The sequence below is a fragment of the Nocardiopsis sp. CC223A genome (assembly GCF_030766825.1).
Taxonomy (GTDB): domain Bacteria; phylum Actinomycetota; class Actinomycetes; order Streptosporangiales; family Streptosporangiaceae; genus Nocardiopsis.
This window is the reverse complement of record NZ_JASFDV010000016.1, coordinates 41,761-67,972: the sequence shown is the minus strand read 5'-3', so window position 1 is coordinate 67,972 and position 26,212 is coordinate 41,761. Positions and strand designations below refer to the sequence as shown.

Sequence of the window (26,212 nt, the reverse complement as noted above, 5' to 3'; positions counted from 1 at the left end):
CATCGGCGCCGAGGCGTCACGGCCCGCCGCCCACGGGGGCGAGCCGGAGGGGCAGGGGGACGGCGATGGGTCCGGATCACCCGCAGGATCACTTCGGACCGGTCCCGGTGCCTCTGTAGAGACCACCACCGGGATCGCCGATCGCTTTCCCGCAATTTCGCTTCCGGCTGAACAACACGGAGCCTGTTCGCTGAGAGCCGATTATTCCGGCCTGTACAAGCAACGACCCGGTCACTCCCGGCATCACGGGAGTACCGGGTCGTTCGCCTTCGGCGTACAGGGAAATCTGACGCCGCAATCGGTAGTTGGATGTTGGGTGAACGCCCTATCGTCGGGGAAAGTCTCTGGCACGGACGGCTTCGGCCGGATCGTGGCGGAGACGTCCGTCCGCTCGGCAGCCGGTCGAACGGTTCGGACGGGTGCGACAGTGCTCCCCGGGGCGGTTATCCCTGTGGGGCCGATATGCGGAAGAGTCGGGTCGGTGGGAACCGACCCTGCCTGACCGCTCTGTAGAGGAGCGACGAGACATGTTCGAGAGGTTTACCGACCGCGCGAGGCGAGTGGTTGTTCTGGCCCAGGAAGAGGCCAGGATGCTCAACCACAACTACATCGGTACGGAGCACATCCTGCTCGGCCTCATCCACGAGGGTGAGGGCGTCGCCGCCAAGGCTCTGGAAAGTCTCGGTATCAGCCTCGAAGCGGTTCGGCAGCAGGTCGAGGAGATCATCGGCCAGGGCCAGCAGGCGCCGTCGGGGCACATCCCCTTCACGCCGCGGGCCAAGAAGGTCCTGGAGCTGTCCCTGCGGGAGGCGCTCCAGCTCGGCCACAACTACATCGGGACCGAGCACATCCTGCTGGGTCTCATCCGTGAGGGCGAGGGCGTCGCCGCCCAGGTCCTGGTCAAGCTCGGCGCCGACCTCAACCGGGTCCGCCAGCAGGTCATCCAGCTGCTCCACGGCTACCAGGGCAAGGAGCCGCAGGCGACCACGGGCTCCTCGGAGTCCACTCCCTCCACCTCCCTGGTGCTGGACCAGTTCGGCCGCAACCTGACCCAGGCGGCCCGGGAGAGCAAGCTCGACCCGGTCATCGGCCGGGACAAGGAGATCGAGCGGGTCATGCAGGTCCTGTCCCGCAGGACCAAGAACAACCCGGTCCTCATCGGTGAGCCCGGTGTCGGCAAGACGGCGGTCGTGGAGGGCCTGGCCCAGAAGATCGTCAAGGGGGAGATCCCCGAGACGCTCAAGGACAAGCAGCTGTACACGCTGGACCTGGGCGCGCTGGTCGCGGGCAGCCGCTACCGCGGTGACTTCGAGGAGCGCCTGAAGAAGGTGCTCAAGGAGATCCGCACCCGCGGCGACATCATCCTGTTCATCGACGAGCTGCACACGCTGGTCGGTGCGGGCGCGGCGGAGGGGGCCATAGACGCCGCCTCCATCCTCAAGCCCATGCTGGCCCGGGGCGAGTTGCAGACCATCGGTGCGACCACGCTGGACGAGTACCGCAAGTACCTGGAGAAGGACGCCGCGCTGGAGCGCCGCTTCCAGCCCATCCAGGTGGACGAGCCGACCATCACGCACGCCATCGAGATCCTCAAGGGTCTGCGCGACCGGTACGAGGCCCACCACCGGGTCTCCATCACCGACAGCGCCCTGGTGGCCGCGGCCAACCTCGCCGACCGCTACATCAGCGACCGGTTCCTGCCGGACAAGGCGATCGACCTCATCGACGAGGCCGGCTCGCGGATGCGCATCCGCCGCATGACCGCGCCGCCGGACCTGCGCGAGTTCGACGAGAAGATCGCCGGGGTCCGTCGGGACAAGGAGTCCGCGATCGACGCGCAGGACTTCGAGAAGGCCGCCTCGCTGCGCGATGACGAGAAGCAGTTGCTGGCCAAGAAGGCGCAGCGGGAGAAGGAGTGGAAGGCCGGCGACATGGACGTCGTGGCCGAGGTCGACGAGGAGCTCATCGCCGAGGTCCTGGCCGCCTCCACCGGCATCCCGGTGTTCAAGCTCACCGAGGAGGAGAGCTCCCGGCTGCTGCGCATGGAGGACGAGCTGCACCGCCGTGTCATCGGCCAGGAGGACGCCATCAAGGCGCTCTCCCAGGCGATCCGGCGTACGCGTGCGGGTCTGAAGGACCCCAAGCGCCCCGGTGGTTCGTTCATCTTCGCCGGCCCGTCCGGTGTCGGTAAGACCGAGCTGTCCAAGACCCTGGCCGAGTTCCTGTTCGGGGACGAGGACGCGCTGATCCAGCTGGACATGTCCGAGTTCATGGAGAAGCACACGGTCTCGCGGCTGTTCGGCTCCCCGCCCGGGTACGTGGGCTACGAGGAGGGCGGCCAGCTCACCGAGAAGGTGCGCCGCAAGCCGTTCTCGGTGGTGCTGTTCGACGAGATCGAGAAGGCCCACAACGACATCTTCAACTCGCTGTTGCAGGTGTTGGAGGAGGGTCGTCTCACCGACGCCCAGGGTCGTAACGTCGACTTCAAGAACACGGTCATCATCATGACGACCAACCTCGGCACTCGGGACATCTCCAAGGGTGTGGCCATGGGCTTCGCCAAGGAGGACGACGCCCAGACCAACTACGAGCGGATGAAGGCCAAGGTCGGTGAGGAGCTCAAGCAGAACTTCCGGCCGGAGTTCCTCAACCGTGTGGACGACATCATCGTCTTCCACCAGCTGACCGAGAGCGAGATCTTCCAGATCGTGGATCTGATGATCTCCAGCCTCGACAACCGTCTCAAGGAGCGGGACATGGGCATCGAGCTCCGTCCCGCGGCCAAGAAGCTGCTGTCGGAGCGGGGCTTCGACCCGGTCCTGGGCGCCCGGCCGCTGCGTCGGACGATCCAGCGGGAGATCGAGGACCAGCTCTCGGAGAAGATCCTGTTCGGGGACCTCAAGGCGGGTCAGATCGTCGTGATCGACGCCGAGGGGGAGGGCACCGACGCCAAGCTCACCTTCAAGGGTGTGCCCAAGCCGGCGGCCGTCCCGGACACCCCCGAGGTCGAGGAGTCGGCCGCGGGCAAGGCCGAGTAGCGCACTCGGTGTAACGCACTCCGTCAGCGGGGACGCCCACGGGGTTCTGGAGGTCCGGAGTGAACGTCTTCGAGGAACAGCCGGCGGCCGAAGGCCATCCGTTGAGGGTGGTGGCGGGCGACGGGCGGGAGAGGGCGTTCACGTAGGGCCGAAGGTTCCCGTTCTCCGGGTGTCCCCGCAGGGGCCGAAGCGGAGCGGAGGCCCGAGGCAGGCAGGGGGCGCCCTTCGGGGCACCCCCGCCGTCGTTCCCGGGCAGGGGGCCGGTTCGGGGGGACCGGTTAGGGTGCGAGGGTGACTCAGCCCTATGATCCCCACCACGACCCCCGATACCAGGGCCCGCCGCCGCCCCCGCAGCCGCCGCCGCAAGGTCACGGGCCACCCCAGAGCGCTCCGCCCCCCGGATACGGGCAGCAGCCGGGCTACGGGCCGCCGCACCCGCAGCAGCCGGGCCACGGCGGGCCGTTCCCGGGCGGGTACGGGGCCCGGCCGCCCGGCGGATACGGCCCCGGGCAGCCGGCGGGCGGCTACGGCCCGCCCGCTCCGCCGCAGAAGAAGTCGTCCACCGGTCTCGTCATCGGCATCATCGCCGGCGCCCTGGTCCTGGTGCTGTTGCTCGCCGCCGGCGGGGTGTGGCTCTACACCTCGTCCCGCGGCGATTCCGGCTCCGGCGGGTCCGATGCCCTCGCCGGTGCGGAGGTCCTCACCTTCGAGGGGCTCGATGCCTCCCACGTCGATACCGGGGAACGTGTCGAGTACGACATGTTCCCCCCGGCGGGCGGACCGCACTACTCCGCCTGGCAGGACTGCAACGTGTACGACGAGCCGGTACGTGCGGAATTCGCCGTCCATTCACTGGAGCACGGGGCGGTGTGGATCACCTACGATCCGTCTCTGTCCTCTGACCAGATCGCCGTGCTGGAGGGGTTGTACACCCCTGGCGGATACCTGGTGATCAGCCCCATGGAGGGACTGCCCACCCCGGTGGTGGCCTCCGCATGGGGCGCACAGATCCAACTGGGCGACGCAGAGGATCCGGCTCTCGGCGCCTTCCTGCGCGAGTACGTTCAGAGCCCGGACGCTCCCGAGCCCGGAGCCCTGTGCAGCCAGGGCGTCACCGAGACCGAGGCCGAGGTCGAGGCGATGCTGGAGGAGGAAGGTCCCACGACCGCCTGAGTCCTCAGGACGGCAGCGCGTAGCGCCCGTCCTCCAGCGGGTCCACGAGGCCGTCGACGACCAGGGCGTCCAGGGCGCGCTCGCGCTGCACGCGGTCGTCCCAGACGGCGTCCAGGGCGTCCTTGGGCACCGGCCCGGCCGAGTCGCGCAGCACTGCGAGCAGTCGGCCGCGGACCTGGCGGTCGGTGCCCGCGTAGGTCTGGCCGCGCCGGGGCGGTCCGCTGTGCGCGGGCCGCCCCGCCGCCGTCCAGGCGCACTGGTTCGCGATGGGGCAGCCGACGCACTTGGGCGAACGGGCGGTGCACACCAGGGCGCCGAGCTCCATCACGGCCACGCCCCAGCGGGCGGCCACGGACGGTTCGGGCGGCAGCAGTGACTCGGCGAGGGCCACCTCGGCCTTGGTCTGGGTTTTCGGCGGGTACTCGATGCCCGTTTCGGCCCTGGCCAGGACCCGGCGCACGTTGGTGTCCAGAATGGCGTGCCGCTGGCCGAAAGCGAAGCTCGCCACGGCCGCCGCCGTGTACGCGCCGATACCCGGCAGCGCCAGCAGGGTGGCGTGGTCGTCGGGCACGACCCCGTCGTGCTCCTCGGTGATGACCGTCGCGCAGGCGTGCAGGCGCAGTGCCCGGCGCGGATAGCCCAGCCGGTCCCACCGCCGGACCGCCTCACCCGGGGAGTCTTTCGCCAGGTCGGCGGGGGTGGGCCAGCGTTCCATCCAGGCCTGCCAGGCGGGCAGCACCCGCACGACCGGGGTCTGCTGGAGCATGATCTCGCTGACCAGGATCGACCAGGGGGAGGCCCCGGGCTCCCGCCAGGGGAGGTCGCGGGCGTTGGCCTCGTACCAGGCCAGAACGGCGGTGCTGTAAGGGTTATCGCTCATCTTTAAACCGGGGATCGGCGGGTTGAGTAGGTGGCGCGCCCGCAAAACCGCAATACTACGGGCCATGGCGTCAAGTACCGGACATCCCGTCAGTCCCGAGACCTACTGGAAGCGGCGCGCCCTCGTGCTGGCCGGGGTCATGTTGGTGCTCACCCTCATCGTCTTCGCCTGCCGTCCGGGCGGCGGGGACGAAGGGGAGACGACCCGGTCCGATGCGAGTGTGGGCGATGACGCCTCCCCCAGTGTGGCACCGGAGGACCCCTCCGCGTCACCGGAACCCTCGGACGACCCGTCGGCGGGCGACGCCTCCCCGAGCGGGGACCCGTCCGCCTCCGACGACCCCTCCGACGCGGAGGACTCCGAGGGCGAGGACGAGGGCGGCGGTGGCGGCGAGGGCGGATCCGGCGGCGGGGTGGCCGCGCCCGAGAAACCCGAGGACCCGTGCCGTCCCCAGGACGTGGTGGTCAGCTTCGACTTCGCGGACTCCGACAAGGAGGTCTACGGGGCCGGTCAGGAGCCCGCCTTCGAGGTCACCGTGGTGAACACCACCGAGCAGACCTGCACCGTCGACGTGGGGGGCGAGGCCATGGAGCTGCGCATCCACTCCGGTGACGACCGCATCTTCTCCACCGCGGACTGCCCCGAGGGCGAGACCCGCGAGGACCGCCGGCTGGACCGGGGCGTGCCGCACGAGTTCACGATCACCTGGGACCGGATGCGCTCCTTCACCGACTGCCGCGAGAGCCCGCCCGCGGCCAAGCCCGGCTGGTACCGCGCCAACCTGCACGGGGACTACACGGGTTCGACCGACCAGCTGGTGTTCCAGCTGAAGGCCTGAACCGGACCTCCGAACTCGAACACGGAAGGCACTCATATTGCTACTGTGAGTACCGTCCGTGTTCTTCCACCTGGGAGCCAGTCCACCGTGAAACGCCTCGCCGCCTGCGGCCTCGCCCTGCTCACCGCTCTCGCGATCACCCCCGGGACGGCCTCGGCCGACCGCTCCTCCGCCCGGTACGTCCTGGCCATCACCGACGAGGGCACCGGCCAGCGCTCCGTCACCACCCTGGACTGCGACCCCGCCGGCGGCGCCCATCCCGCGGCCGAGGCGGCCTGCGCCGCCATCGCCGAGGCCGGGTCGATCGAGGCGATCCCCCCGGACGAGGGCTTCTGCACCATGGAGTACCGACCGGTCACCGCCACCGCCTACGGGCACGAGCGGTTCGAGCAGACCTTCGGCAACCACTGCGTCCTGCGCCTGGCCAAGGGCGAGGTCTTCGCCTTCTAGCCTCGGCCCCCGCCCCTCCCGCGGGCCCTCCCCGGGCAGGTCCGCTCCGGGCCTTTCCGGAACCCCGTGGGCGCCCTCGCCTCGGCTAGCGCCGCCGGGCGACGCGCATCAGGGCCTCACTGAGCTCCTCCACCTCGTGGACGCGGATACCGGGGACCGGGTCGCCGAAGTGCTTGGGCACGATCGCCTCGGTGAAGCCCAGGCGCTGCGCCTCGGCCACCCGGCGGCGGGCGCCGGTGACCGTCCGCACGTCCCCGGCCAGGCCGACCTCGCCGACCACCACCAGACCGCGCGGCAGGGCGACGTCGTTGTGCGAGCTGCCCGCCGCCATCGCCAGCGCGAGGTCGATCGCGGGCTCGGTCAGGCGCACGCCGCCCACCGTGGAGGCGTACACGTCGAGGCTGGCCAGCTTCATCCCGGTGCGCTTCTCCAACACCGCCAGGATCATGTTCACCCGTGAGGTGTCCAGGCCCGAGGTGGCCCGGCGGGGCGCGGGCAGCGGGGTGGGCGCGACCAGCGCCTGGACCTCGGCGATGATCGGCCGCCGCCCCTCCAGGCCCACGGTGATACAGGTGCCCGGGACCGGGTCCGTGCGCTCGGTGAGGAACAGCCCGCTGGGGTCGGCCAGCCCCACGATGCCGGTCTCGGTCAGCTCGAAGCAGCCGATCTCGTCGGTGGGGCCGTAGCGGTTCTTGACCGCGCGCAGCAGGCGCAGCTGGGAGTGGCGCTCGCCCTCGAAGTGCAGCACCACGTCCACCAGGTGCTCCAGCAGGCGGGGACCGGCGATGGAGCCGTCCTTGGTCACGTGCCCGACCAGGACCGTGGCGATCCCGCGCTCCTTGGCGAGCTGGATGAGCGCGCCGGTCACCTGCCGCACCTGGGTCACGCCGCCCGGGACACCGGTGGTGTCGGGGGACATCATGGTCTGCACCGAATCGACGATGAGCAGGCCCGGCCCCACCGCGTCCACGTGCGAGGCCACGGTGGCGATGGAGGTCTCCGCCGCCAGGTACAGCTTGTCCGACAGCGCCCCCAGGCGCTCGGCGCGCAGGCGGACCTGCCCGGCCGACTCCTCGCCGGTCACGTACAGGACGGGTCCGGCCTGGGCGCGCTTGGCGGCCACCTCCAGCAGCAGGGTGGACTTGCCGACACCGGGCTCGCCGGCGAGCAGGACCACGCCGCCCGGGACGGCGCCGCCGCCCAGCACCCGGTCGAGCTCGTCGATGCCGGTGGGGACGGCCTCCGCGCTCTCCACGCTGATCTCGGTGATGGGACGGGCCCGGGAGGTCACCGCGGCGGGGGCGACCGCCATGGGAGCCGGGGCGCCGGCCTCCTCGACCGTGCCCCACGCCTGGCACTCCCCGCAGCGGCCCACCCATTTGAGGGTGGTCCAGCCGCACTCGGCGCACCGGAACATCGTCTTCGCTTTGGCCATGTCCGACACGCTAACGCCTGCCGGGGACGCTCCGTCCCGCGCCCGCTCACGGACCCCGGCGGCCACAGGTGCCCCCCTGGAGCCGTCCACAGGATGTGCGGGCGCACCGCGCCACAGGAAAGTTACCTACGGGTTAGGACACTTTCCGTGAAGGTCGTGTTACAGAATTCCTAGGGTCCGGAAGCTCCGACACCCCCGCTCCCTGGAGAGGAGACCCGCGTGCCCCGCACCGACACGCCGTCCATGTCCCCCGAAGCCCCCTTCGCCCCGGATGCACCCGCGAAGACACGACGCTCCCGCAATGCCGCCCTCGTCGCGGCCGCCGCACTGGGCCTGTCCCTGGCCGCCGCCCCCGCGGCCGCCGAGGAGGCCCCCTTCCAGCACTACGTCGCCCTGGGCGACTCGTTCACCGCCGGCCCGCTGATCCCGCCGTACGCGCCCGGGTCCGACCCCCGGTGCCTGCGCTCCTCGGCCAACTACGCCCAGCTCACCGCCGACCGGCTGGGCGCCGCCGCGTTCACCGACGTCAGCTGCTCGGGTGCGGTCATCGCCGACCTCTCCGAGCCCCGGTTCTCCGGGGTCGCCCCGCAGTACGACGCCCTCACCCCCGACACCGACCTGGTGACGGTGGGGATCGGCGGCAACGACTTCGGCTTCGTGGACGTCCTCACCACCTGCGCCAAGCGCAGCCTGGGGAACCCGCTGGGCAACCCCTGCGAGCGCTACTACGGCGACGAGCTGGACGAGAGGGTGGAGGGCCTGCGCGACGAGGTCTCCGGGGTGTACGGGGAGATCGCCGCCCGCAGCCCCGACGCGACCGTGCTCGCGGTCGGGTACCTCCAGATCCTCCCCGAACGCAACGGCTGCTGGCCGCGAGAGCCGATCGCCCGCGGCGACGTGGCCTACCTGGACGGAGTGCAGACGGCGCTCAACACGATGATCGCCGAGGAGGCCGCCGCCCACGGCGCGGTCTTCGTCGACGTTCTGGAGCGCGGCCACGACATCTGCGCCCCGGGCTCCGAGCGCTGGGTGGAGGGCATCGTCCCGGAGAACTCCGCGGCCCCGGTGCACCCCAACGCCGCGGGTATGGCCGCCGTCGCCGACCGCGTCTCCGATGCGCTCGGTGCTCCCGCCGCCTGACGAACGCCACCCCGGCGCCGTCCGCGACGGTGGGTGACGGAGCCGCGCCGGGGGAGGGCGGTTGCCCATGGCCTGACCTGGTTTCGCCACCCTGCGTCAAGGATGCTTTACCTTTTTTGGAGGCCGATTAGACTACGGAGAGTGACTTCTCGTGGTGTCTGTGTGACGAATGAAATGCGCGTCGTGACCGACCCATCCGCGTCGCAGGGACGCGGGCGCCACGGCGAACCGACATTCGGCATGTGGAGGACCAGTGCGAATACCGCGACACCACGAGCAAACGCAGGCCTGTCGTCCCGCGGACCCGGGGCGACGGGCCGCGCACTTCCGGCGGCCACGCACGGGGGCGCGTGCACTCTCCGTGGCCGCCCTCGCCGCCGCGCTGGTGTTCGGCGCCGCACCCGGACTCGCGCAGGCGGCCCCCGCCGCCACCCCGGCGGGCCAGGGCGAGCGCGTCCACCAGCTCTCCTCCGCCACCGCGGAGAGGGCGATCGATGCCGCCGAGTCCCAGAAGGGGACCCCCTACTCCTGGGGCGGCGACGGACCCGGCGGCTTCGACTGCTCCGGGCTCGTCCAGTGGTCGTTCAAGCAGGCCGGGGTGACCCTGCCCCGCATCGCCCAGGACCAGGTGGACCACGGCACCCGGGTGAGCTACTCCAACGCCAGGAGGGGCGACCTCCTCTACTGGACCGACAGCGGCGGCTACGCCTACCACGTCGCCATCTACCTCGGCAACGGCCGGATGATCGACGCCCCCCGGTCGGGCGACAGAGTCCGCGAGCGGGACGTCACCCGCTACAACCTCGCCGGAGCCGTGCGGCTGTGACGCCGCCCCCGCAGGCCGCGCGCCCGGCGCGGACGGCCGCGGGCGCACGCTCTCCCGGGGGGTGACCCCGGCGGCCCGCACCCCTGGACCCGGTGCCCTCAGTACCTCCGCCACCAGAGATTGACCGCGTAGTCCACCGCGGTCCCCGGATGCGCCGCGATGATCTCCGCGGCCAGGGCCGGAGGGAACTCGATCCCCACCACCGCCTCGAAGGCGCGGCGGTCGGTGAAGTCCCAGCGCATCGTCAGGGCCTCGCGCCCGAACCCGTGGGAGGACCAGAACCGTTCGACGGCGGCCGGGTCGTACGACGGCAGGGACCGCCGGAACCAGGCGCCGAACGTGGAGCGGGTCGCGTCGTTGTCGATCACGAACGCGACCCCGCCGCGTCGCATCACCCGGCCGAGTTCGGCCAGGCCGGGCTCGCAGCCGGGACCGAAGAAGTAGGCCCAGCGGGCGTGCGCGACCTCGACGACGGAGTCGGGGACGGGCAGCCGCTGGGCCACCCCGTTCAGCACCTCGACGTTCGCCAGCCCCGCCACCCGGGCCCGGGCCCGCGCCGCCAGCGCGGGGTGGGGTTCCACCCCGGTCACCCGGGCCGCACCCCGCGCGAACCGGGGCAGGTGGAAGCCGGTGCCGCAGCCGATGTCCAGTACCCGGGCGCCCGCCACCGGGCGGATGCGCTCCATCGCCGCCTCGATGACCCCGTCGGGGTCCACGGCGAGGTTCTCCAGCTCGTAGATGTCGGGATGGCGCCAGATGTTCGGGCTCGGGACGGCCTCTGCGGGGATCATGACCGAAGAGCCTACGCGCCGTGTCCCGCGGGGGCGGGCCGGCGGCACGCCACGTTCACACGGCGGCTACGCACGGGGCGGGCCGGAGCGCATACCCTGTCCACGTGAGCGCTATCCAGGTACCAGACGCGCCCGTCGTCCTCTCGACGGCGTCGGTCTACCCTGAGAAGACCCCGGCCGCCTTCGAGATCGCCGCGAAACTGGGGTACGACGGCATCGAGGTGCTCGTCTCCTCCGACCCCGCCAGCCAGGACATCGACCTGCTGCGGCGGCTCTCCGACTACCACCGGATCCCGGTCACCGCGGTCCATTCCCCGTGTCTCGTCCTCACCCAGCGGGTGTGGGGGCGCGAGCCCTGGGGCAAGCTCGTCCGGTCCAAGGAGATGGCCGAGGCCCTGGGCGCCAAGACCGTCGTGGTCCACCCCGCCTTCCGCTGGCAGCGCGACTACGCCCGCGAGTTCGAGGTCGGCGTCGCCCGCATGCAGGAGGAGACCGACGTCGTCTTCGCCGTCGAGAACATGTACCCGGTGCGCGTGCGCGACCGCGAGGTCGTGCCCTACGCCCCGAGCTGGAACCCCCTCGACCGCGACTACGCCGACGTCACCCTCGACATGTCGCACACCGCGATGTCGGGCTCCGACGCCATGGACATGGCCAAACGGCTGGGCGACCGGCTCTCCCACATCCACGTCGCCGACGGCTTCGGCGGGCAGAACCTCGACGAGCACCTCATCCCGGGCCGCGGCCGCCAGCCGGTCGCCGAGGTCCTGGAGTACCTGGCCGCGGGCGGGTTCGAGGGGCAGCTGGTGCTGGAGGTGAGCACCCGCAAGGCGCCCGACCGCCAGGCCCGGCTGCGGGAGCTGGCCGAGGCGCTGGCCTTCACCCGGCTGCACTTCGCCCGGCCCGCCGAGCCCGCGGGGGCGCCGCGGTCCCGCGACCGGCGCGAGCGGATCGCCCTGCTGCGCCGCCGCCCGCCCGCCCCGCCCCGGCTGTTCGAGGTGGACTCCTCGGGAACGGTCGAGGGCGGCGACGACGATTGACCCGGCGCCCGGTACCACTGGGTGAACGGTATCGCTGGGTGAGACGTGGTGTCCGCTCCGGTTCCCCGGGGCGGCTAGCGTTGGAGGGGACCGCAGAGAGGACCCTTTCATGATCGCGATCATCGGTGCCGGGAAGATGGGCGAGGCGCTGCTCGCCGGGATGCTGGCCAAGGGCCACACGCCGGAGGACGTCCTCGTCACCGAGCCGCGCGCGGAGCACGCCGCCGAACTGCGCGAGCGCTACGGGGTGGAGGTCGTGCCCGCCGCCGAGGCCGCCAAGCGCGCCGACACGCTGCTGCTCGCCCTCAAGCCGCAGGACATGGTCGCCCTGCTGGACGACATCACCCCGCACCTGAGCCCCGAGAGGCTCGTCATCTCCGTCGCCGCCGGGCTCACCACCGCCGTGCTGGAGAGCCACCTGCCCCCGGGCACCCCGGTGGTGCGGGCCATGCCCAACACCCCTGCCCTCATGGGGCAGGGGATGACCGCCGTCGCGGGCGGCGCCCACACCGCGCCCGAGCACCTGGAGCGCGCCGAGTCCCTGCTGGGCGCCGTCGGCGAGGTGATCCGGGTCGGCGAGCAGCACATGGACACCGTCACCGCGATCTCCGGCAGCGGGCCCGCCTACTTCTACTTCATCGCCGAGACGATGATCGAGGCCGGGGTCGCGATGGGCATGCCGCGGGCCACCGCCCAGAAACTGGTGGGGCAGACCATCGCCGGCGCGGCCGCCATGCTCAACGGTTCGGGGGAGCACCCGGTGGTGCTGCGCGAGGCGGTCACCTCGCCGGGCGGCACCACCGCGGCGGCGCTGCGCGAGTTGGAGCGGCACGGGGTGCGCGCCGCGTTCACGGACGCGATCGAGGCCGCACGGGACCGCAGCAGCGCGCTCTCGGGGAACTGACGCCGACGCCCCTCAGCGGTGCTGAGACGCGTCGGGGCGGTGACCGGTTCCTCACGAAGGTGGCCGAAAACGGTCGGACTGCACGAAGGGGCTGTCCGGGTACATAGGTAGTGTTCTGAGGGAGGGCGGGAACGCCCTCGACAGGCCCTGTCGTCACCCCAGGAGGCAGGGTCGCCTCCCCCGTTCACCCGACCCAGGGCCTTACCTCATGAGTCTTCCTCCTTCATCCCCGGATCCGTCCCAGCCGCCGGGCGGCCCTGTACCCCCGCCGGGGGGCCCGCCACCCGCGGGCGACCAGGGCATGCCGAGCGGCGGCAACCCCCCGTACGGCGGTACCCCCGCGGGTGGTGTTCCGGCCGGTCCGCCGAGCGGCGGCAACCCCCCGTACGGCGGTACCCCCGCGGGTGGTGTTCCGGCCGGTCCGCCGAGCGGCGGCAACCCCCCGTACGGCGGCACTCCCGCCGGCGGCATGTACTCCGGCGGCGCCCCGGGCGGTCCGACCGGTCCGGGCGCCCCCATGGGCCCCGGCGGCCCGTTCGGTCCCCCCGGTGGTCCCGGTGGTCCCGGTGGCCCGTTCGGTCCGCCCCCGCCGCCTCCCCGCCCCCGGCGCCTGGGCCTGTTCTCCTCGCCCACCGCACTGCACACCGCGGCCCTCAACGCCACCGGCGTGGGCGCGGGCTACTTCCGCATCAAGCAGTGGCCGTTCTTCGCCGCGGCCCTGATCATCACCCTCGGCCTGCTGGTCACCGCCGCCATCCTCGGCGCGGCCGACAACCTGCTGCTGTGGACCCCGATCTTCCTGGTCTGGTTCCTCGCCGCCGCGGTGCACGGGCTCTTCGCCGGCCGCGCCCATGACGAGCGCGTCCTCGCCCAGGGCGGCACCCCGCCCCGCAGCGCCGTGCCCTACCTGACGGCCGGCGGTCTGGCCGTCGCACTGGTCGTCTCCCTCACCGCCGTGTGGCAGCTCGGCGAGTGGCGGCTGCGTGTCGCCGACGCCTCCCACGCCCGCGGTGAATGCGGCGTCTCCGAGGCGGTCGCCGAGTACGAGTCCGTCGAGGACTTCTTCCAGCTCTCCTTCTCCTCCTCGCTGATGGACCGCGCCCGTGCCGGGATCGCCGCCTGCCGGCTGCTGGAGCAGGCACAGGGCGACGTCGCCGCCGAGGAGTACGAGCAGGCGCTGGACTCCTACGCGATCTACTTCGAGCACCCCGCCGCCCGCTGGCAGGACACCGACGGCGAGGTCGCCGACATCCACTTCTCGTACGCGACCGACCTGCTGGAGAACGCCGACGCCTCGCTCTCCGGCGAGGTCACCCCCGAGTACACCGACGACGTCCTGCGGGCCCACGAGATCTTCGCGATCATCCCGGTGGACTACGAGGGCACCGAGGCCGCGGGCCGGGTGCCCGAGGCGCTGGTCGGCCTGTACGAGACGGGCACCAACCGCCTGGGCTCGGAGTGGTGTGTGGGCCTGGACCAGATCGACATGCTGAAGGACCTGGACTGGAGCGCGGCCCCCGAGATCCCCGACCGGGTCGCGGAGCAGCGCCCGGAGGCCGCCCTGGAGTGCGGCTGGGAGTCCGTCGAGTCCCAGGAGTTCGACCAGGCCGACGCGATGGTCGAGATCCTGGAGACCGAGTACGCCGACTACGAGGCCGACGACGTCGAGACGATGGTCACCCACATCGGTGCCGGGCGCATCGAGCAGGAGATGGACCTGGTGACCGCCATCGGCGACACCGAGCTGGACGCCTCGCCCACGGGCGGCTCGGGCAATGACAAGTTCGTCTTCGAGATCGTCAACCACTCGCCGTACGAGCTGCGCTTCCTCTACGTCGGACCGGACAAGGTCCACGGCGAGGTCACCGCGGCCCCGTGCGACGACTGCGACACCTACGCGCCCGGCTCGCCGCCCTCCTACGACTCGTGCTTCGGCGAGGGCGAGACCCTCAAGGTCGAGCTCGAACCGGGCGAGTACCGCATCGTCATCGGGAACAGCGACTCGCTGTTCACCCGGCCCATGCACGGGACGGTGAACCTGGGCGGCGGAGACCTGTCCGAGAGCTGCTACTTCGTCACCACGGGCCAGTAACGCCCGACGGGCGGCCGGGCCGGTGCGGGTGCCCCGCACCGGCCCGCGTCGTCCCCGCACCCCGGGGTTCTGAGCACTGCCCGCCCTTGCGTACTGTGTGCTTCGGAACACGTACACCTGAAACGGGGGTCACCGACATGGGAGGGCGCACGTCCTGCTCGCTCCGGGTGGCATGGGACGACGGGCTGACGGCCTACGACTTCGGCCCGCAGCATCCGATGGCACCGATCCGGGTCGAGCTGACCATGGCGCTCGCCCGCGAACTGGGAGTCCTGAGCGCCCCCGGCGTCTCGCTCCTGGACGTGGAACCCGCCTCCGACGACCTCCTGGCCCTGGTGCACGACCGCTCCTACATCGAGGCGGTCAAGCGGGCCGGGCGGACCCTGGAACCGGACGACGCCCACATGCTCGGCACCGCCGACAACCCCGTCTTCAAGGACATGCACGACGCGGCGGCGCTCATCTCGGGCGCCTCCGTCGCCGCCGCCAGGGCGGTGTGGACCGGTGAGTCCGTGCACGCCGCCAACATCGCGGGCGGCCTGCACCACGCCATGCGCGGCAACGCCTGGGGCTTCTGCGTCTACAACGACCCGGCGCTGGCCATCGCCTGGCTGCTGGAGCAGGGCGCCAAGCGCATCGCCTACGTCGACATCGACGTCCACCACGGGGACGGCGTCCAGCGCGCCTTCTACAACGACCCCCGGGTGCTCACCATCAGCCTCCACGAGTCGCCGGTCACCCTGTTCCCGGGCACCGGCCAGGCCGGGGAGACCGGGGGCCCCGACGCCGAGGGGTACTCGGTCAACGTCGCCCTGCCCGCCGGCACCGGCGACAGCGGCTGGCACCGTGCCTTCGACGCGGTGGTCCCGCCGCTGCTGCACGAGTTCCAGCCGGAGATCCTGGTGACCCAGCAGGGCTGCGACACGCACGCCCTGGACCCGCTCGCCAATCTCACCCTCAGCCTGGACGGCCAACGGCGCGCCTACGCCGAGCTGCACAAGCTCGCCCAGCGCACCGCGGGCGGCCGCTGGGTGCTGTTCGGCGGCGGCGGGTACGGGCTGGTGCACGTGGTGCCCCGGGCCTGGACCCACCTGCTCGCCGAGGCGGCGGGCCGCCCGGTGGACCCCGACGGCGAGACCCCGCAGGGCTGGCGCGACTTCGTCCGGGAGCGCACCGGCGAGCTGGCCCCGCTGTACATGACCGACGGCCGCGACGTGGTGTTCTCCCCCTTCGAGGAGGGGTACGACCCCGGCAATCCGGTGGACCGTGCCATTCACGCGACCCGGACCGCGGTGTTCCCGAGCCACGGTATCGACCCGAGCCTCTGAGCCGGGACGTTCGGGCGTCTTCTCACGAAGACACCCTTTCGTTCCGGTCTCTTCCATTTTCTAACCTGATGTCCGTGACCTCGGTATCGTTTCCTGGTGAGCCATGTCGCCCGGTGAGTGCGTGGGTGAATTCCCGCGGACGGGGCGTGGCGCGCGTCCAGCGGGTAGGAAGAGGTTGAATACCGGGCGAACGTGAGCAGGCGCCGTGGTGGCCGAGCGGCGCGTCACGTGTTCGCCCCGACGAGGAAGGGGACCACCTGGTGACGCCGCCGACACGTGCTGAACTCATCTCCCATCTGGTGCGGACGGGAATCGCCGGACACGTCGACACCTCACGCCAGAACAATCTTCGGCACTACCGGCGCCTGGTCCAGAAGGACCCCTATCACCAGTTCGGCCTCAGCTTCTCCCACGACTGGACCTTCTCCGAGGTCCTGGCGCTGATGAGCAAGCGGTGCGGCGTCGTCGGCGACGAGGAGTACGTCTGGGGCATCGACACCATCGACCCCGACCTCACGGTCGACGCCCTGGAGGCCGTCGCCGACCGGCTGGCGCTGGCCGCGGAGCGCCGCGAACGGGTCATGTTCGCCACCGGGCACCCGAACAAGCTCCAGGGCACCTACCGGCTCTGGAAGGACGCCCTGGCCGCCCAGGGCTGCCCCGTCCTCACCGCCGCCGCCGGTTACACCTACGAGGTCACCACCGAACGCCCGCCCAACCGCCGCTTCGTGGTCTGGCAGGACGGCGTCGGCATCGTCACGGACGGGCACCTGGCCCGGCACAGCCACCATCCGTTCGCCATGCGGGCCATCCTCGGGGACCTCGCCGACCGCGGCGAGCCATGGCCGCAGTTGGTCATCGCGGATCACGGGTTCGCGGGTGCGGCCGGAGAGGCGGGAGTGCCCACACTGGGGTTCGCCGACTGCAACGACCCCGCCCTCTTTCTTGCGGAACACGAGGGGAAACTACTGGTCACGGTCCCTTTGGACGACGGTTATCTGACCGAGGACTACGCGCCGCTGCGCGATTACGTTCTCGCCCGGGCGGGTCTCTCCTGAGCCGTGTCGGCCATTTATACCCACTGTTAAACATCACCCGGGGCGCCTTCCGGGTATTGCTCGGAAGACACCACAAACGACCTTTCGCAGACGGGAACTCCGCTCTACTCTGAAAACGGACGTGTCAGTAGTGACAGCATGACACGCCGGCGTGGCGTTGGGACGGGGCACATACCGGGGTCGCCCCCGACCGGCACCGCGCCGGGCTGAACTGGAAGGCAATACTCACGTCCGGGAATGAGGGCGTCGGAAGATGAACGGGAGCAAGCCGCCTCTCGAAGAGGTCAGGTTCCTGACCGTGGCGGAGGTCGCCACGATCATGCGAGTGTCCAAGATGACCGTGTACCGCATGGTGCACTCGGGAGTTCTCCCCGCGATCCGCGTGGGGCGTTCCTATCGGGTCCCCGAGCGGGCCGTCCACGACTACCTCCGTGAGGCTTTCGTCGAGGCGGGATGATCGCGGAACGGCCGGGCCGGGGTGTTCGACCCCTCCCGGCCGCCGCCGGAACGCGCAGGGCGGGACACCCGGATCCCCACGGGTGATCCCGCTCTCGTGCCGGCCCTCCCACCAGGGACGGACGATCCTTGCACCGGGGCGGCGGAACGGGCCCCAGGGTGTCTACTACACTTTGTCGTTGTCGTAGTCCGCCCAGTTCACACCCCGTTCGCGAGGTCTCCTCGATGCCCAGTGCCAGAACCGGCGCGCGGTCCAGTCGCGCTGTGACGCGCCTTGCCGCGGCCGCGGCGGCCGCCGTACTCGCCCTGACCGGCTGCGCCGGGGGCAACGAGATCGAGACCGGCGGTGAGGACGACCGCTTCATCTCGGGCGACGGCAGCGCCACCGCCTTCCCCGCCGACGAGCGGGTCGACGCACCCGACTTCTCCGGCACCACCCTGGACGGCGACGAGATCGAGCTGGCCGACTACGCCGGCGGCATCGTCGTCCTCAACGTCTGGGCCAGCTGGTGCGGTCCCTGCCGCACCGAGCAGCCCGTCCTGGACGAGGTGCACGCCGAGTACACCGACCTGGGCGTGGACTTCCTCGGCGTCAACATCAAGGACGACGACACCGCCGCCCGCACCTACCTCGACACCAAGGGCGTCGAGTACCCGAGCCTGTACGACCAGCCCGGCGAGGTGCCCCAGGCGTTCCGCGGCACGGTCCCGCCGCGCGCCATCCCCAGCACCCTGGTCATCGACCCCGACGGGCGCATCGCCGCCCGCGTCATCGGGCCGACCACCTACGGCCAGCTCACCGGACTGCTGAACCCGATCGTCGTGGAGTACGACCTCGGCGATCCCGAGGAGCGTCCCCGGGTGGCCGAGCAGGAGGGGTCGCAGGAGTCCGGAGCCCCCGAAGAACCGGGCGAGGGCGCGAGCCCTGACGGGGACGACGTCTGATGGACCCCGTCGGCACCACCGTCCTCACCGGATCCCTCCTCATGGCCGTCCCGCTGGCGATCGCCGCGGGACTGGTCTCCTTCCTGTCCCCGTGCGTGCTCCCCCTGGTCCCCGGCTACCTGTCGTACGTCACCGGGATGAGCGCCGCCGACGTGCGCAGGCGCACCGCTGTCGGCGGCGGTACCGCCACCCTCGCCGAGGTCGACGACGAGCTGGCCGGGCGCCGCTGGACCATGGTCACCGGCAGCGCCCTGTTCATCGCCGGGTTCACCCTGGTCTTCGTGGCCGTGGGCGGCTTCATCGGCTGGCTCGGCGACCTGCTGGTGGACCACACCGACCCCATCACCCGGGTCCTTGGCGTGCTGACGGTCGTCCTGGGCCTGGCCTTCATGGGCGTCCTGCCCGGCTTCGCCCGCGAGTTCCGCTTCCACCGCCTGCCCAAGGCCGGGCTGGTGGGCGCGCCCCTGCTCGGGGTGCTGTTCGGCCTGGGCTGGACCCCGTGCATCGGCCCCACCCTGGCCGCCGTGCAGACACTCGCCTTCGTCGAGGGCGGTGCCGGGCGGGGCATGCTCCTCTCCCTGGCCTACTGCGCGGGCCTGGGACTGCCGTTCATCGCGGCCTCGCTCCTGTACCGCCGCGCACTCGGCGCCTTCGGGCGGCTCAAGCGCCACACCCGCACGGTCACCGTGATCGGCGGTGCCATGCTCGTCCTGGTCGGCCTGGCGATGGTGACCGGTCTGTGGACCCAGTGGACCATCGTCATGCAGGGCTGGGCCGCCGACTACCAGACGGTGATCTGATGAGTACGACCACGACCGAGACGACCACGGGCACCGCGGAGGGGACCGCGTCCGGCCCCAAGGGACTCGGCGTCCTGGGCTGGCTGCGCTGGGCCTGGCGCATCCTCACCTCGATGCGCACCGCGCTGATCCTGCTGTTCCTGCTGGCGGTCGGGGCCATCCCCGGGTCGATCCTGCCGCAGAACGTCGTGAGCGTCGACGAGGTCGACAACTACTTCCGGGAGAACCCGGACCTGGCCCCCTGGCTGGACCGTTTCCACCTCTTCGACGTCTTCTCCTCGCCCTGGTACGCGGCGATCTACCTGCTGCTGTTCGTGTCCCTGGCGGGCTGCGTCATCCCGCGCGCCCTGGTGCACGCCCGGGCGGTCCGGGCCCGGCCGGTGCCCACCCCGCGCAACCTGGACCGGATGCCCTACGCCGCGAGGTTCACCACCGACGCCGACCCCGAGGCCGTGCTGGAGCAGGCGAAGCGCGTGCTCAAGGGGTACCGGGTGGACCGCCACGGCGACTCCGTCTCGGCCGAGACCGGCTACCTGCGCGAGGCCGGGAACGTCCTGTTCCACCTGGCCCTGCTCGGCCTGCTGGTGGCGCTGGCCGCCGGATCGTTCTTCGGCTACCGCGGCAACATGCTCATCGTCGAGGGCGACGGGTTCGCCAACACGCTGCCCTCCTACGACGCGATCTACCCGGGCCACTGGACCGACATGGACTCGATAGCCCCCTTCACGGTCCACCTCGACGACTTCGAGGCGGGCTTCATCGAGGAGGGGGACCTGCGCGGGCAGGCCGAGTCCTACGTCGCCGACCTCACCTACACCGAGGAGCCGGGCGGCCCCGAACGGACGCACCGGCTGGAGGTCAACCACCCGCTCAGCGTCTCGGGCGTGCAGGTCTACCTGCTCGGCCACGGGTACGCGCCGGAGTTCGTCGTGCGCAACGGCGACGGCGACGTGGTGTTCGACCAGGCCGTGCCGTTCCTGTACCGGGACACCATGAGCTTCGTGTCCGACGGCGTGGTCAAGGTCCCCGACACCGGGGACGAGGACGCCGACCAGCTGGGCTTCGTCGGTGTCTTCCTGCCGACCGCGGCCGAGACCCCCGACGGCGAGCTGACCTCCGGATTCCCCGGCGCCACGAACCCGCGGGTGACCCTGGAGGGGTACACCGGCGACCTGGGCATGATCGACCCGCAGTCGGTGTACCAGCTGCGCACCGAGGGCATGGAGCCCCTCGGCGAATCCCCGGTGCTGGGGATCGGCGACGTCTGGGAGCTGCCCGACGGCGCCGGGTCCATCGAGTTCACCGGATACAAGGAGTACATCAGCCTCCAGGCCAACCGGGACGGTGCCCGGCTGCCCGCGCTCATCACCGCGGCCACCGCCGTCGGCGGCCTGCTGCTGACCCTGTTCGTCCGCCCGCGCCGGGTGTGGGTGCGCGCCGCCCGCGGCGAGGACGGCCGGACCCGCGTGGAGCTGGCCGGACTCGGCAAGACCGAGGTCGCGGGCGACAACGCCGAGTTCCACGAGATCACCACCGAGCTTGCCGCACGACTCCGGAACGAGTCGGACGACAACCCCCAGAACCCTTCCGACACGAGGAGTGACCGGTGACGTACACTCTCGCCGCGCCGGTGAACGAGACCATGGCGTCGGCCAGCGACACGCTGGTCATCGCCATGATCGTGACCTACGCCGCGGCCCTGTTCCTGTTCGCGATCGAGGCCGCCTACGGGCAGCGGACCAAGCTGAAGGCGGGACGGCTGATGCCCGTCGGCGCCGGTGCGGCCGGAGGCGCCGACGACGGCATCGAGGTCAACGTCCGCACCACCGAGGGCGAGGCCAGGGCCTCCCAGAGCGTGCTGGGCAAGATCGCCCTGGGCGTGACCACCGTGGGCTTCCTGATGGGCCTGGCCCAGATCATCACGCGGGGCGCGGCGGCCGGCCGCTGGCCCTGGGGCAACATGTTCGAGTTCGTGGTGGCGATGTGCCTGGTCGCGGTGGGCGTGCTGCTGTACGCCTCGTTCCGCTACCAGGCCCGCTTCCTGGGCGCGTTCGTGCTGGTCCCGGTGCTGGTCCTGCTGGGCATCGGCGTCAGGTGGCTGTACGTCGACCCGGGGCCGCTGATCCCGGCGCTGCACTCCTACTGGGTGCCGATCCACGTCACCGCGGCCATCCTGGCGGGCGGCGCGTTCATGGTCTCCGGCGTCACCGGCATCACCTACCTGGTCTCGCACCGCTCCGAGGTCAAGCGGGCCGCGGGCGAGGAGGTCGTCGGCATCGCCGGCCGCCTGCCCAGCCCCGAGCTGCTGGACCGCATCTCGCACCGGCTCATCCTGTTCGCGTTCCCGCTGTGGACCTTCGGCATCATCGCCGGGTCCATCTGGGCGGACGAGGCCTGGGGCCGCTTCTGGGGCTGGGACCCCAAGGAGGTCTGGTCGTTCATCTCCTGGGTCGTCTACGCCGCCTACCTGCACGCGCGGGCGACCGGCGGGTGGCGCGGGCCCAAGGCGACGTGGATCAACGTGCTGGGCTTCGCGACGATCCTGTTCAACTTCTTCGCGGTCAACTACATGTTCAGCGGCCTGCACTCCTACGCCTGAGCGGGGGCGGGCCCCGTCGAGTCGCGTTCGACCAGACGGGTGCCCAGGACGAGGTCCTGGGGCGTCGCGTCCCGCAGCAGCAGGTCGACGGCGGCCCGGCCGGCCGCCTCCACCGGCATCGCGACGGTGGTCAGGGCGGGCCGGGTGTGCCGGGCGGTCAGGGTGTCGTCGACCCCGACGACGCTCAACCGCCCCGGGACGGGGACGCCCCGGTCCCGCGCCGCGGCCAGCAGGCCCAGCGCCATCAGGTCGTTGTGGGCCAGGGCCGCGGTCGCCCCGGCCCCGGCCACGGCGTCGAACGCGGCGGCCCCACCCGCCTCCGTCGGCGGTTGCGGGCCGACCCGGTGCACGCGCACGCCGTGCTCCCCGGCGGCGGTCTCGGCCGCCCGCGCCGCCCGCCGCCCCGTCCACGAGGCCGCGGGCCCGGACACCAGGGCGAGGTCGCGGTGCCCCAGGTCGGCCAGCCGGGCGACGGCCCGCCCGACCCCTTCGCCGACGTCCATGAGCACACACGACAGCCCGGATATCCGGCGGTTGACGACCACTATGGGGACCTCGGCGGCCAGTTCGCGGATGCGCCGGTCGGCCATCCGGGGTGCGGCCAGGATCAGCCCGTCCACCTGGCCCGCCAGCGACCGGACCGCCTCCTCCTCGACCTCGGTCCGTTCGTCGGTGTCGGCGATGAAGACGTGGTGGTCCCTGGCCCGCGCCTGTTCCTGCGCCGCCTTCAGCAGCGGCGGGAAGAACGGGTTGGCGATGTCGGCGACGACCACGCCGAGGTTCCCGGTCCGGCGGGTCGACAGTGCCCGGGCGACCCGGTTGGGGCGGTAGCCCAGCTCGTCGGCGGCGGCCAGCACCCGGGCCCGGGTCCGCGCGTTGACCAGGTGCGCAGCCGAGAAGGCCCGGGAGACGGTGGACACGTGGACCCCGCTGGCCCGGGCCACGTCCTTGAGCGTCACGGCCATGGTGTCACCCTTTTCGCGAGAGCCCGGAGCACAGGGAGAGCAAACGGTTGCTCCTACCGGGTTCGAGTTTTCCCATCTTTCCACGGGTGAGGGGCTTGCTTCTTTCCGGGGGTTCGAGGATTTTGTTGCAAACGCTTGCAGTCTCATCCCCCAGGAGCACACCATGCGAAGACGGCTCACCCCCGCTCTGGCCCTCGCCTTGGCCGCGGCGCTGGCCGCGCCCGCGCCGGCGGCCGCCGACGACCTCGGGAGGAGGGTGCTGCCCGAGGGCGACGGCTGGGCCTGGGCGGGCGGCGGCACCACCGGCGGCGCGGACGCCACGGACGAGAACGTGTTCCGGGTGTCGACCGCGGCCGGGTTCCGGGAGGCCATCGCCGGGGACGAACCCAAGATCGTCTACGTGGACGGCCTCATCGACGCCAACACCGCCGCCGACGGCTCTCCCCTGAGCTGCGACGACTACGCCGTCGACGGCTACACACGGGAGGCGTACCTGGCCGCCTACGACCCGGAGGTCTGGGGGTGGGAGGACCCCTCCGGACCACTGGAGGAGGCCCGGGCGGCCTCGCAGGACGTGCAGGCCGAGCACATCCGCTACCGGGTCGGCTCCAACACGACGATCGTCGGGGTCGGCGACGGCACCGAACTCACCGGGATGAACCTGCTGGTCCACAACGTGGAGAACGTCATCCTGCGCAACCTGACCTTCTCCGACGCCCACGACTGCTTCCCCGGCTGGGATCCCGGTGACGGGGGGAGCGGCAACTGGAACTCCGAGTACGACCAGATCGAGGTGTCCGGTTCCCGGAACGTGTGGATCGACCACAACACCTTCGACGACGGCGACCGCCCGGGTGCCGAGCAACCCGAGTACTTCGGGCGCAGGTACGAGGTGCACGACGGCCTGCTGGACATCGTGCGGGCCTCGGACCTGGTGACGGTGTCGTGGAACCACTTCGAGGGCCGGGACAAGGCCCTGCTGCTGGGCAACAGCGACGGCCGCACCACCGACCGCGGCCACCTGCGCGTGACCTGGCACCACAACCACTTCGACGGGCTCGGCCAGCGCGCCCCGCGGGTGCGGTACGGCCAGGTCCACGTCTACAACAACCTCTACACCGTCAGCGGTGACCTGTACCAGTACAGCCTGGGCGCGGGGTTCGAATCGCAGCTGTACGTGGAGAACAACCTGTTCGACCTGCGTGACGGGCACACCACCGACGCGCTCCTGTACAACTGGGGCGGTACGGACATGGTCGGCACGGGGAACGGGGTCATGACGGACGGCCGGGGGCGCGTCACCGGCGTCGACCTCGTCGCCGAGCACAACGCGGCCCACCCGGATGACCCGCTGGGCACCGAGCTCACCTGGGTGCCGCAGTACGACACCGGGGTCCAGCCCGTGCACGCCCTGCGCGGCCTGGAACGGAAGACGGGCGCCGGGCTGCTGTGACGCGGAACGGCGCAGGGGGCCGCTCCGGGATGCGGAGCGGCCCCCTGCACCGCAGGGACCCGTACGGGTCCTGATGTCGGGCGGTCTACTCGTCGGGGTCGATCCGGCGGTCGAGGCCGCGCAGGAACTCGGGGTCGTCGTCCGGGCCGAGCGGGTGCGGACTGTCGGAGGGCTTGGCGAAGTCCGACGGGTCGAGGTCGTCGATCGAGGCGGCGGCCTGAGCCGGGGAGGCCGCGGCGCCCCATACGGCGGTGGACTTGCGGGGCCGTCCCAGGAACAGCCACAGGATCGAGCCCACGGGCATGAACAGCGCGATGACGACCAGCCAGAGGATCTTCGGAAGGTTCCGGGCATCCTGGGCCGGGGTGGTCAGCGCGTCGAAGAACGCGTACACCCAGAGAACGACCGACACGAGCGTGATCAGGCCACCAAGCCACACCATGATTCCAGCCTATCTCTCGCTGTCCACTCCCCATGGTCGGGCCGACTCCCACGGCCGTGACGCCGCCGCGCCGTGCGCGGCGAGGGGACCGCGGACTCCGGGGCGGCGGCCCGGGTTGCGGAGGTGCGACTCCCTTCACCAGAGGTCCGTGCGGACCCCGGAAAGCCTCTCGGGGATGCGTCCCCTGGGGTCAGGAACTGCTCTCGCTCGGCTCGCCGAGCAGAAGGGCGCGGACCTCGGACTCCCGGAACCGACGGTGGCCGCCCGGGGTTCTGATGCTGCTGATCCGCCCGGAGGCGGCCCAACGGGTGACGGTCTTGGGATCAACCCGGAAGAGTGAGGCCACTTCCCCGGGGGTCAACAGGCGTTCGCTTGCTCGTTCCACCTTCACATTCCCCCAATCATGCCCGCCTGGACTCTGGGGGCGGCGGGCGTTTGATCCCCTAGTGTGCATGAGTTGGTCCGTTTCCTCCCTAGTTTTCGGAGAAATTGCGGTGTTGGGGGGAGGAGTACGGGATATGTGACCGGAACGTGATGTTCGGACCCTGCTGTCGGGATTGGAAACATCCCATGACTATCTGAATTCAGGCCAGAGGGCCGATCATCCGCGATGAGGGACACAGGCCGACCCGGTGCGCGCTCCCGGCCGCTCACCCTTAACCTGGAGGTGAGAGCACATGAGCGCGCCGACATCGGCCTCGTCGAGAGGTCGACCCCCCGGAAACCGCGACAGCGGACCGGTCGTCTCGTGCGTTGATGGGCGTAGCGACCAATCTAGTCCAGGTAATCGTCTGTTGTGAGGCTTTTCGATGCGTAGCTGGCTGCCCTATACCGCCGCCCGCGTAGGACTGTTCCTGGCGGCCTTCGGAGTGGTGTACCTGTTCGGCGCCCGCTCGTGGATGGCCCTCATCCTCGCCTGGCTGATCAGCGGCCTGGCCTCCTACGTGCTGCTGTCCTCCCTGCGCGACCGGATGTCGGCCACCGTGGTCGACCGGATCGAGCAGCGGCGCGGCTCCCTGGTGAGCGACCGCATCGACGGCGGCGCCGCCCGCGAGGACCACCTCCAGGAGTCCGCCGAGGACACCCCGGACACCCCGGCCCCGGAGAGGGCCGAGGAGGCCCCGGTCGCCCCCAAGGAGCCCTAGGGTTCCCGGGCCGACGGCTCGGGAGCGGTCTCGGGCCGGTCCAGCCCGCGCAGCGACCGCGCGTCCAGACACTCGGCGTTCTCGAACGGATCACGGGGGGTCTCATCGCTCAGGCCCGCACCTTGGACGACCAAGGTTTCTTGGCCAAGACTCTTTGGCCAATGAATTCCGGGCGATCGGCGCCGCCGTCCTCCATGGTGGAACCGGCGAGAAGGAGGACGACGGTCCGCCGCACCGTGACCGTTCCGAGGGACGAGGACCTGTGGGCGGCCCCCGTCGGCGGCCTCCCCGGGGGAACCGTCGGAGGGCCGGGGTACGTGGACTTCTCAGAAATCCGGGCGGAGGTACCGGAGGCCGTCGCCGACCTCACCGGCACCTCGCCCGAGGACTTCCGCACCACCTGGCGCTACCGGC

At 71.3% G+C, this 26,212-nt stretch carries 25 protein-coding genes; 18 read left to right on the top strand and 7 right to left on the bottom strand.

Annotated features, from left to right (window positions below; all coding sequences use genetic code 11):
* Window positions 1-527: 527 nt before the first annotated feature.
* Together QJS33_RS09010 and QJS33_RS09005 are read left to right on the top strand one after the other, a co-directional pair.
* Window positions 528-3,038: an ATP-dependent Clp protease ATP-binding subunit gene (locus QJS33_RS09010; protein WP_220563490.1), complete on the top strand. Its 2,511-nt coding sequence runs from the start codon at window positions 528-530 to the stop codon at window positions 3,036-3,038.
* Window positions 3,039-3,329: 291 nt separating this feature from the next.
* A complete protein-coding gene (locus QJS33_RS09005; protein WP_306367420.1) occupies window positions 3,330-4,211 on the top strand; it encodes a DUF3105 domain-containing protein in 882 nt (293 codons plus the stop codon).
* A 4-nt stretch (window positions 4,212-4,215) separates the two neighbouring features.
* On the opposite strand, the gene QJS33_RS09000 is transcribed toward QJS33_RS09005, so the two are convergent.
* Entirely contained in the window at window positions 4,216-5,091 is an 876-nt protein-coding gene (locus tag QJS33_RS09000) for an A/G-specific adenine glycosylase (protein ID WP_306367419.1), read from the bottom strand.
* 64 nt (window positions 5,092-5,155) lie between these two features.
* Between QJS33_RS09000 and QJS33_RS08995 the strand changes: the two genes are divergently transcribed.
* On the top strand, window positions 5,156-5,929 hold the full coding sequence (locus tag QJS33_RS08995) for a hypothetical protein (protein ID WP_306367418.1): 774 nt from the start codon (window positions 5,156-5,158) through the stop codon (window positions 5,927-5,929).
* A gap of 87 nt (window positions 5,930-6,016) precedes the next feature.
* On the top strand, window positions 6,017-6,379 hold the full coding sequence (locus QJS33_RS08990) for an SSI family serine proteinase inhibitor (RefSeq protein ID WP_306367417.1): 363 nt from the start codon (window positions 6,017-6,019) through the stop codon (window positions 6,377-6,379).
* Window positions 6,380-6,464: 85 nt separating this feature from the next.
* Here QJS33_RS08990 and radA read toward each other — a convergent pair whose 3' ends face one another.
* The gene (gene radA / locus QJS33_RS08985) at window positions 6,465-7,814 is read right to left on the bottom strand and encodes a DNA repair protein RadA (RefSeq protein WP_306367416.1); all 1,350 of its coding nucleotides are present in this window, start codon (window positions 7,812-7,814) and stop codon (window positions 6,465-6,467) included.
* 243 nt (window positions 7,815-8,057) lie between these two features.
* On the opposite strand from radA, the gene QJS33_RS08980 reads away from it, so the two are divergent.
* Window positions 8,058-8,954, top strand: a complete 897-nt coding sequence (locus tag QJS33_RS08980) for an SGNH/GDSL hydrolase family protein (protein ID WP_306367450.1) — start codon at window positions 8,058-8,060, stop codon at window positions 8,952-8,954.
* Between the two features lie 253 nt (window positions 8,955-9,207).
* Complete coding sequence (locus QJS33_RS08975; RefSeq protein ID WP_306367415.1) at window positions 9,208-9,780, top strand: C40 family peptidase; 573 nt, start codon at window positions 9,208-9,210, stop codon at window positions 9,778-9,780.
* Between the two features lie 98 nt (window positions 9,781-9,878).
* Here QJS33_RS08975 and QJS33_RS08970 read toward each other — a convergent pair whose 3' ends face one another.
* A complete protein-coding gene (locus tag QJS33_RS08970) occupies window positions 9,879-10,496 on the bottom strand; it encodes a class I SAM-dependent methyltransferase (protein WP_306367449.1) in 618 nt (205 codons plus the stop codon).
* A gap of 179 nt (window positions 10,497-10,675) precedes the next feature.
* Here QJS33_RS08970 and QJS33_RS08965 point away from each other — a divergent pair, with 179 nt between their 5' ends.
* The 10 genes from QJS33_RS08965 (at window position 10,676) to ccsB (ending at window position 21,793) form a co-directional block, all read left to right on the top strand.
* The gene (locus QJS33_RS08965; RefSeq protein WP_306367414.1) at window positions 10,676-11,611 is read left to right on the top strand and encodes a sugar phosphate isomerase/epimerase; all 936 of its coding nucleotides are present in this window, start codon (window positions 10,676-10,678) and stop codon (window positions 11,609-11,611) included.
* 109 nt (window positions 11,612-11,720) lie between these two features.
* Entirely contained in the window at window positions 11,721-12,515 is a 795-nt protein-coding gene (gene proC, locus QJS33_RS08960) for a pyrroline-5-carboxylate reductase (RefSeq protein ID WP_306367413.1), read from the top strand.
* 517 nt (window positions 12,516-13,032) lie between these two features.
* A complete protein-coding gene (locus QJS33_RS08955; protein WP_306367448.1) occupies window positions 13,033-14,607 on the top strand; it encodes a DUF1109 domain-containing protein in 1,575 nt (524 codons plus the stop codon).
* A 167-nt stretch (window positions 14,608-14,774) separates the two neighbouring features.
* Complete coding sequence (locus tag QJS33_RS08950) at window positions 14,775-15,935, top strand: acetoin utilization protein AcuC (RefSeq protein ID WP_306367447.1); 1,161 nt, start codon at window positions 14,775-14,777, stop codon at window positions 15,933-15,935.
* A 260-nt stretch (window positions 15,936-16,195) separates the two neighbouring features.
* Window positions 16,196-16,993 (top strand): phosphatase, encoded by a 798-nt coding sequence (locus tag QJS33_RS08945; RefSeq protein ID WP_306367412.1) that lies wholly within the window; start codon window positions 16,196-16,198, stop codon window positions 16,991-16,993.
* A gap of 253 nt (window positions 16,994-17,246) precedes the next feature.
* The gene (locus QJS33_RS08940) at window positions 17,247-17,450 is read left to right on the top strand and encodes a helix-turn-helix domain-containing protein (RefSeq protein ID WP_013155995.1); all 204 of its coding nucleotides are present in this window, start codon (window positions 17,247-17,249) and stop codon (window positions 17,448-17,450) included.
* Between the two features lie 263 nt (window positions 17,451-17,713).
* The gene (locus tag QJS33_RS08935; RefSeq protein WP_306367411.1) at window positions 17,714-18,394 is read left to right on the top strand and encodes a TlpA disulfide reductase family protein; all 681 of its coding nucleotides are present in this window, start codon (window positions 17,714-17,716) and stop codon (window positions 18,392-18,394) included.
* On the top strand, window positions 18,394-19,194 hold the full coding sequence (locus QJS33_RS08930) for a cytochrome c biogenesis CcdA family protein (RefSeq protein ID WP_306367410.1): 801 nt from the start codon (window positions 18,394-18,396) through the stop codon (window positions 19,192-19,194). Before QJS33_RS08935 ends, QJS33_RS08930 begins: the two co-directional genes overlap by 1 nt.
* Window positions 19,194-20,804, top strand: a complete 1,611-nt coding sequence (locus tag QJS33_RS08925; RefSeq protein ID WP_306367409.1) for a cytochrome c biogenesis protein ResB — start codon at window positions 19,194-19,196, stop codon at window positions 20,802-20,804. Before QJS33_RS08930 ends, QJS33_RS08925 begins: the two co-directional genes overlap by 1 nt.
* Window positions 20,801-21,793, top strand: a complete 993-nt coding sequence (gene ccsB / locus QJS33_RS08920) for a c-type cytochrome biogenesis protein CcsB (RefSeq protein ID WP_306367408.1) — start codon at window positions 20,801-20,803, stop codon at window positions 21,791-21,793. Before QJS33_RS08925 ends, ccsB begins: the two co-directional genes overlap by 4 nt.
* Here ccsB and QJS33_RS08915 read toward each other — a convergent pair.
* Window positions 21,784-22,758, bottom strand: coding sequence for a LacI family DNA-binding transcriptional regulator (locus QJS33_RS08915; protein ID WP_306367407.1), 975 nt, complete (start codon window positions 22,756-22,758; stop codon window positions 21,784-21,786). The two genes, ccsB and QJS33_RS08915, sit on opposite strands and share 10 nt — an antisense overlap.
* Window positions 22,759-22,921: 163 nt before the next feature.
* Between QJS33_RS08915 and QJS33_RS08910 the strand changes: the two genes are divergently transcribed.
* Window positions 22,922-24,211 (top strand): polysaccharide lyase family 1 protein, encoded by a 1,290-nt coding sequence (locus QJS33_RS08910; protein ID WP_306367406.1) that lies wholly within the window; start codon window positions 22,922-22,924, stop codon window positions 24,209-24,211.
* An 85-nt stretch (window positions 24,212-24,296) separates the two neighbouring features.
* Here the strand turns inward: QJS33_RS08910 and QJS33_RS08905 are convergent, their stop codons facing one another.
* Window positions 24,297-24,653 carry a PLD nuclease N-terminal domain-containing protein gene (locus tag QJS33_RS08905; RefSeq protein ID WP_306367405.1) on the bottom strand — a complete coding sequence of 119 codons (357 nt, stop codon included), beginning with the start codon at window positions 24,651-24,653 and terminating at the stop codon, window positions 24,297-24,299.
* Between the two features lie 190 nt (window positions 24,654-24,843).
* Complete coding sequence (locus tag QJS33_RS08900) at window positions 24,844-25,044, bottom strand: BldC family transcriptional regulator (RefSeq protein ID WP_220563472.1); 201 nt, start codon at window positions 25,042-25,044, stop codon at window positions 24,844-24,846.
* A 418-nt stretch (window positions 25,045-25,462) separates the two neighbouring features.
* Here QJS33_RS08900 and QJS33_RS08895 point away from each other — a divergent pair, with 418 nt between their 5' ends.
* Window positions 25,463-25,798 (top strand): DUF4229 domain-containing protein, encoded by a 336-nt coding sequence (locus QJS33_RS08895; RefSeq protein ID WP_306367404.1) that lies wholly within the window; start codon window positions 25,463-25,465, stop codon window positions 25,796-25,798.
* Here the strand turns inward: QJS33_RS08895 and QJS33_RS08890 are convergent.
* Window positions 25,795-25,932, bottom strand: coding sequence for a hypothetical protein (locus QJS33_RS08890; protein ID WP_306367403.1), 138 nt, complete (start codon window positions 25,930-25,932; stop codon window positions 25,795-25,797). The two genes, QJS33_RS08895 and QJS33_RS08890, sit on opposite strands and share 4 nt — an antisense overlap.
* Between the last annotated feature and the right edge of the window lie 280 nt (window positions 25,933-26,212).

Excerpts from the sequence above, each read along its gene's own strand:
- QJS33_RS09010 (WP_220563490.1), top strand. The coding sequence starts at position 528 with ATGTTCGAGAGGTTTACCGACCGCGCGAGGCGAGTGGTTGTTCTGGCC.
- QJS33_RS09000 (WP_306367419.1), bottom strand. The coding sequence starts at position 5,091 with ATGAGCGATAACCCTTACAGCACCGCCGTTCTGGCCTGGTACGAGGCC.
- QJS33_RS08995 (WP_306367418.1), top strand. The coding sequence starts at position 5,156 with ATGGCGTCAAGTACCGGACATCCCGTCAGTCCCGAGACCTACTGGAAG.
- radA (WP_306367416.1), bottom strand. The coding sequence starts at position 7,814 with ATGGCCAAAGCGAAGACGATGTTCCGGTGCGCCGAGTGCGGCTGGACC.
- QJS33_RS08980 (WP_306367450.1), top strand. The coding sequence starts at position 8,058 with ATGTCCCCCGAAGCCCCCTTCGCCCCGGATGCACCCGCGAAGACACGA.
- proC (WP_306367413.1), top strand. The coding sequence starts at position 11,721 with ATGATCGCGATCATCGGTGCCGGGAAGATGGGCGAGGCGCTGCTCGCC.
- QJS33_RS08955 (WP_306367448.1), top strand. The coding sequence starts at position 13,033 with ATGGGCCCCGGCGGCCCGTTCGGTCCCCCCGGTGGTCCCGGTGGTCCC.
- QJS33_RS08940 (WP_013155995.1), top strand. The coding sequence starts at position 17,247 with ATGAACGGGAGCAAGCCGCCTCTCGAAGAGGTCAGGTTCCTGACCGTG.
- QJS33_RS08930 (WP_306367410.1), top strand. The coding sequence starts at position 18,394 with ATGGACCCCGTCGGCACCACCGTCCTCACCGGATCCCTCCTCATGGCC.
- QJS33_RS08925 (WP_306367409.1), top strand. The coding sequence starts at position 19,194 with ATGAGTACGACCACGACCGAGACGACCACGGGCACCGCGGAGGGGACC.
- QJS33_RS08915 (WP_306367407.1), bottom strand. The coding sequence starts at position 22,758 with ATGGCCGTGACGCTCAAGGACGTGGCCCGGGCCAGCGGGGTCCACGTG.
- QJS33_RS08910 (WP_306367406.1), top strand. The coding sequence starts at position 22,922 with ATGCGAAGACGGCTCACCCCCGCTCTGGCCCTCGCCTTGGCCGCGGCG.
- QJS33_RS08905 (WP_306367405.1), bottom strand. The coding sequence starts at position 24,653 with ATGGTGTGGCTTGGTGGCCTGATCACGCTCGTGTCGGTCGTTCTCTGG.
- QJS33_RS08895 (WP_306367404.1), top strand. The coding sequence starts at position 25,463 with ATGCGTAGCTGGCTGCCCTATACCGCCGCCCGCGTAGGACTGTTCCTG.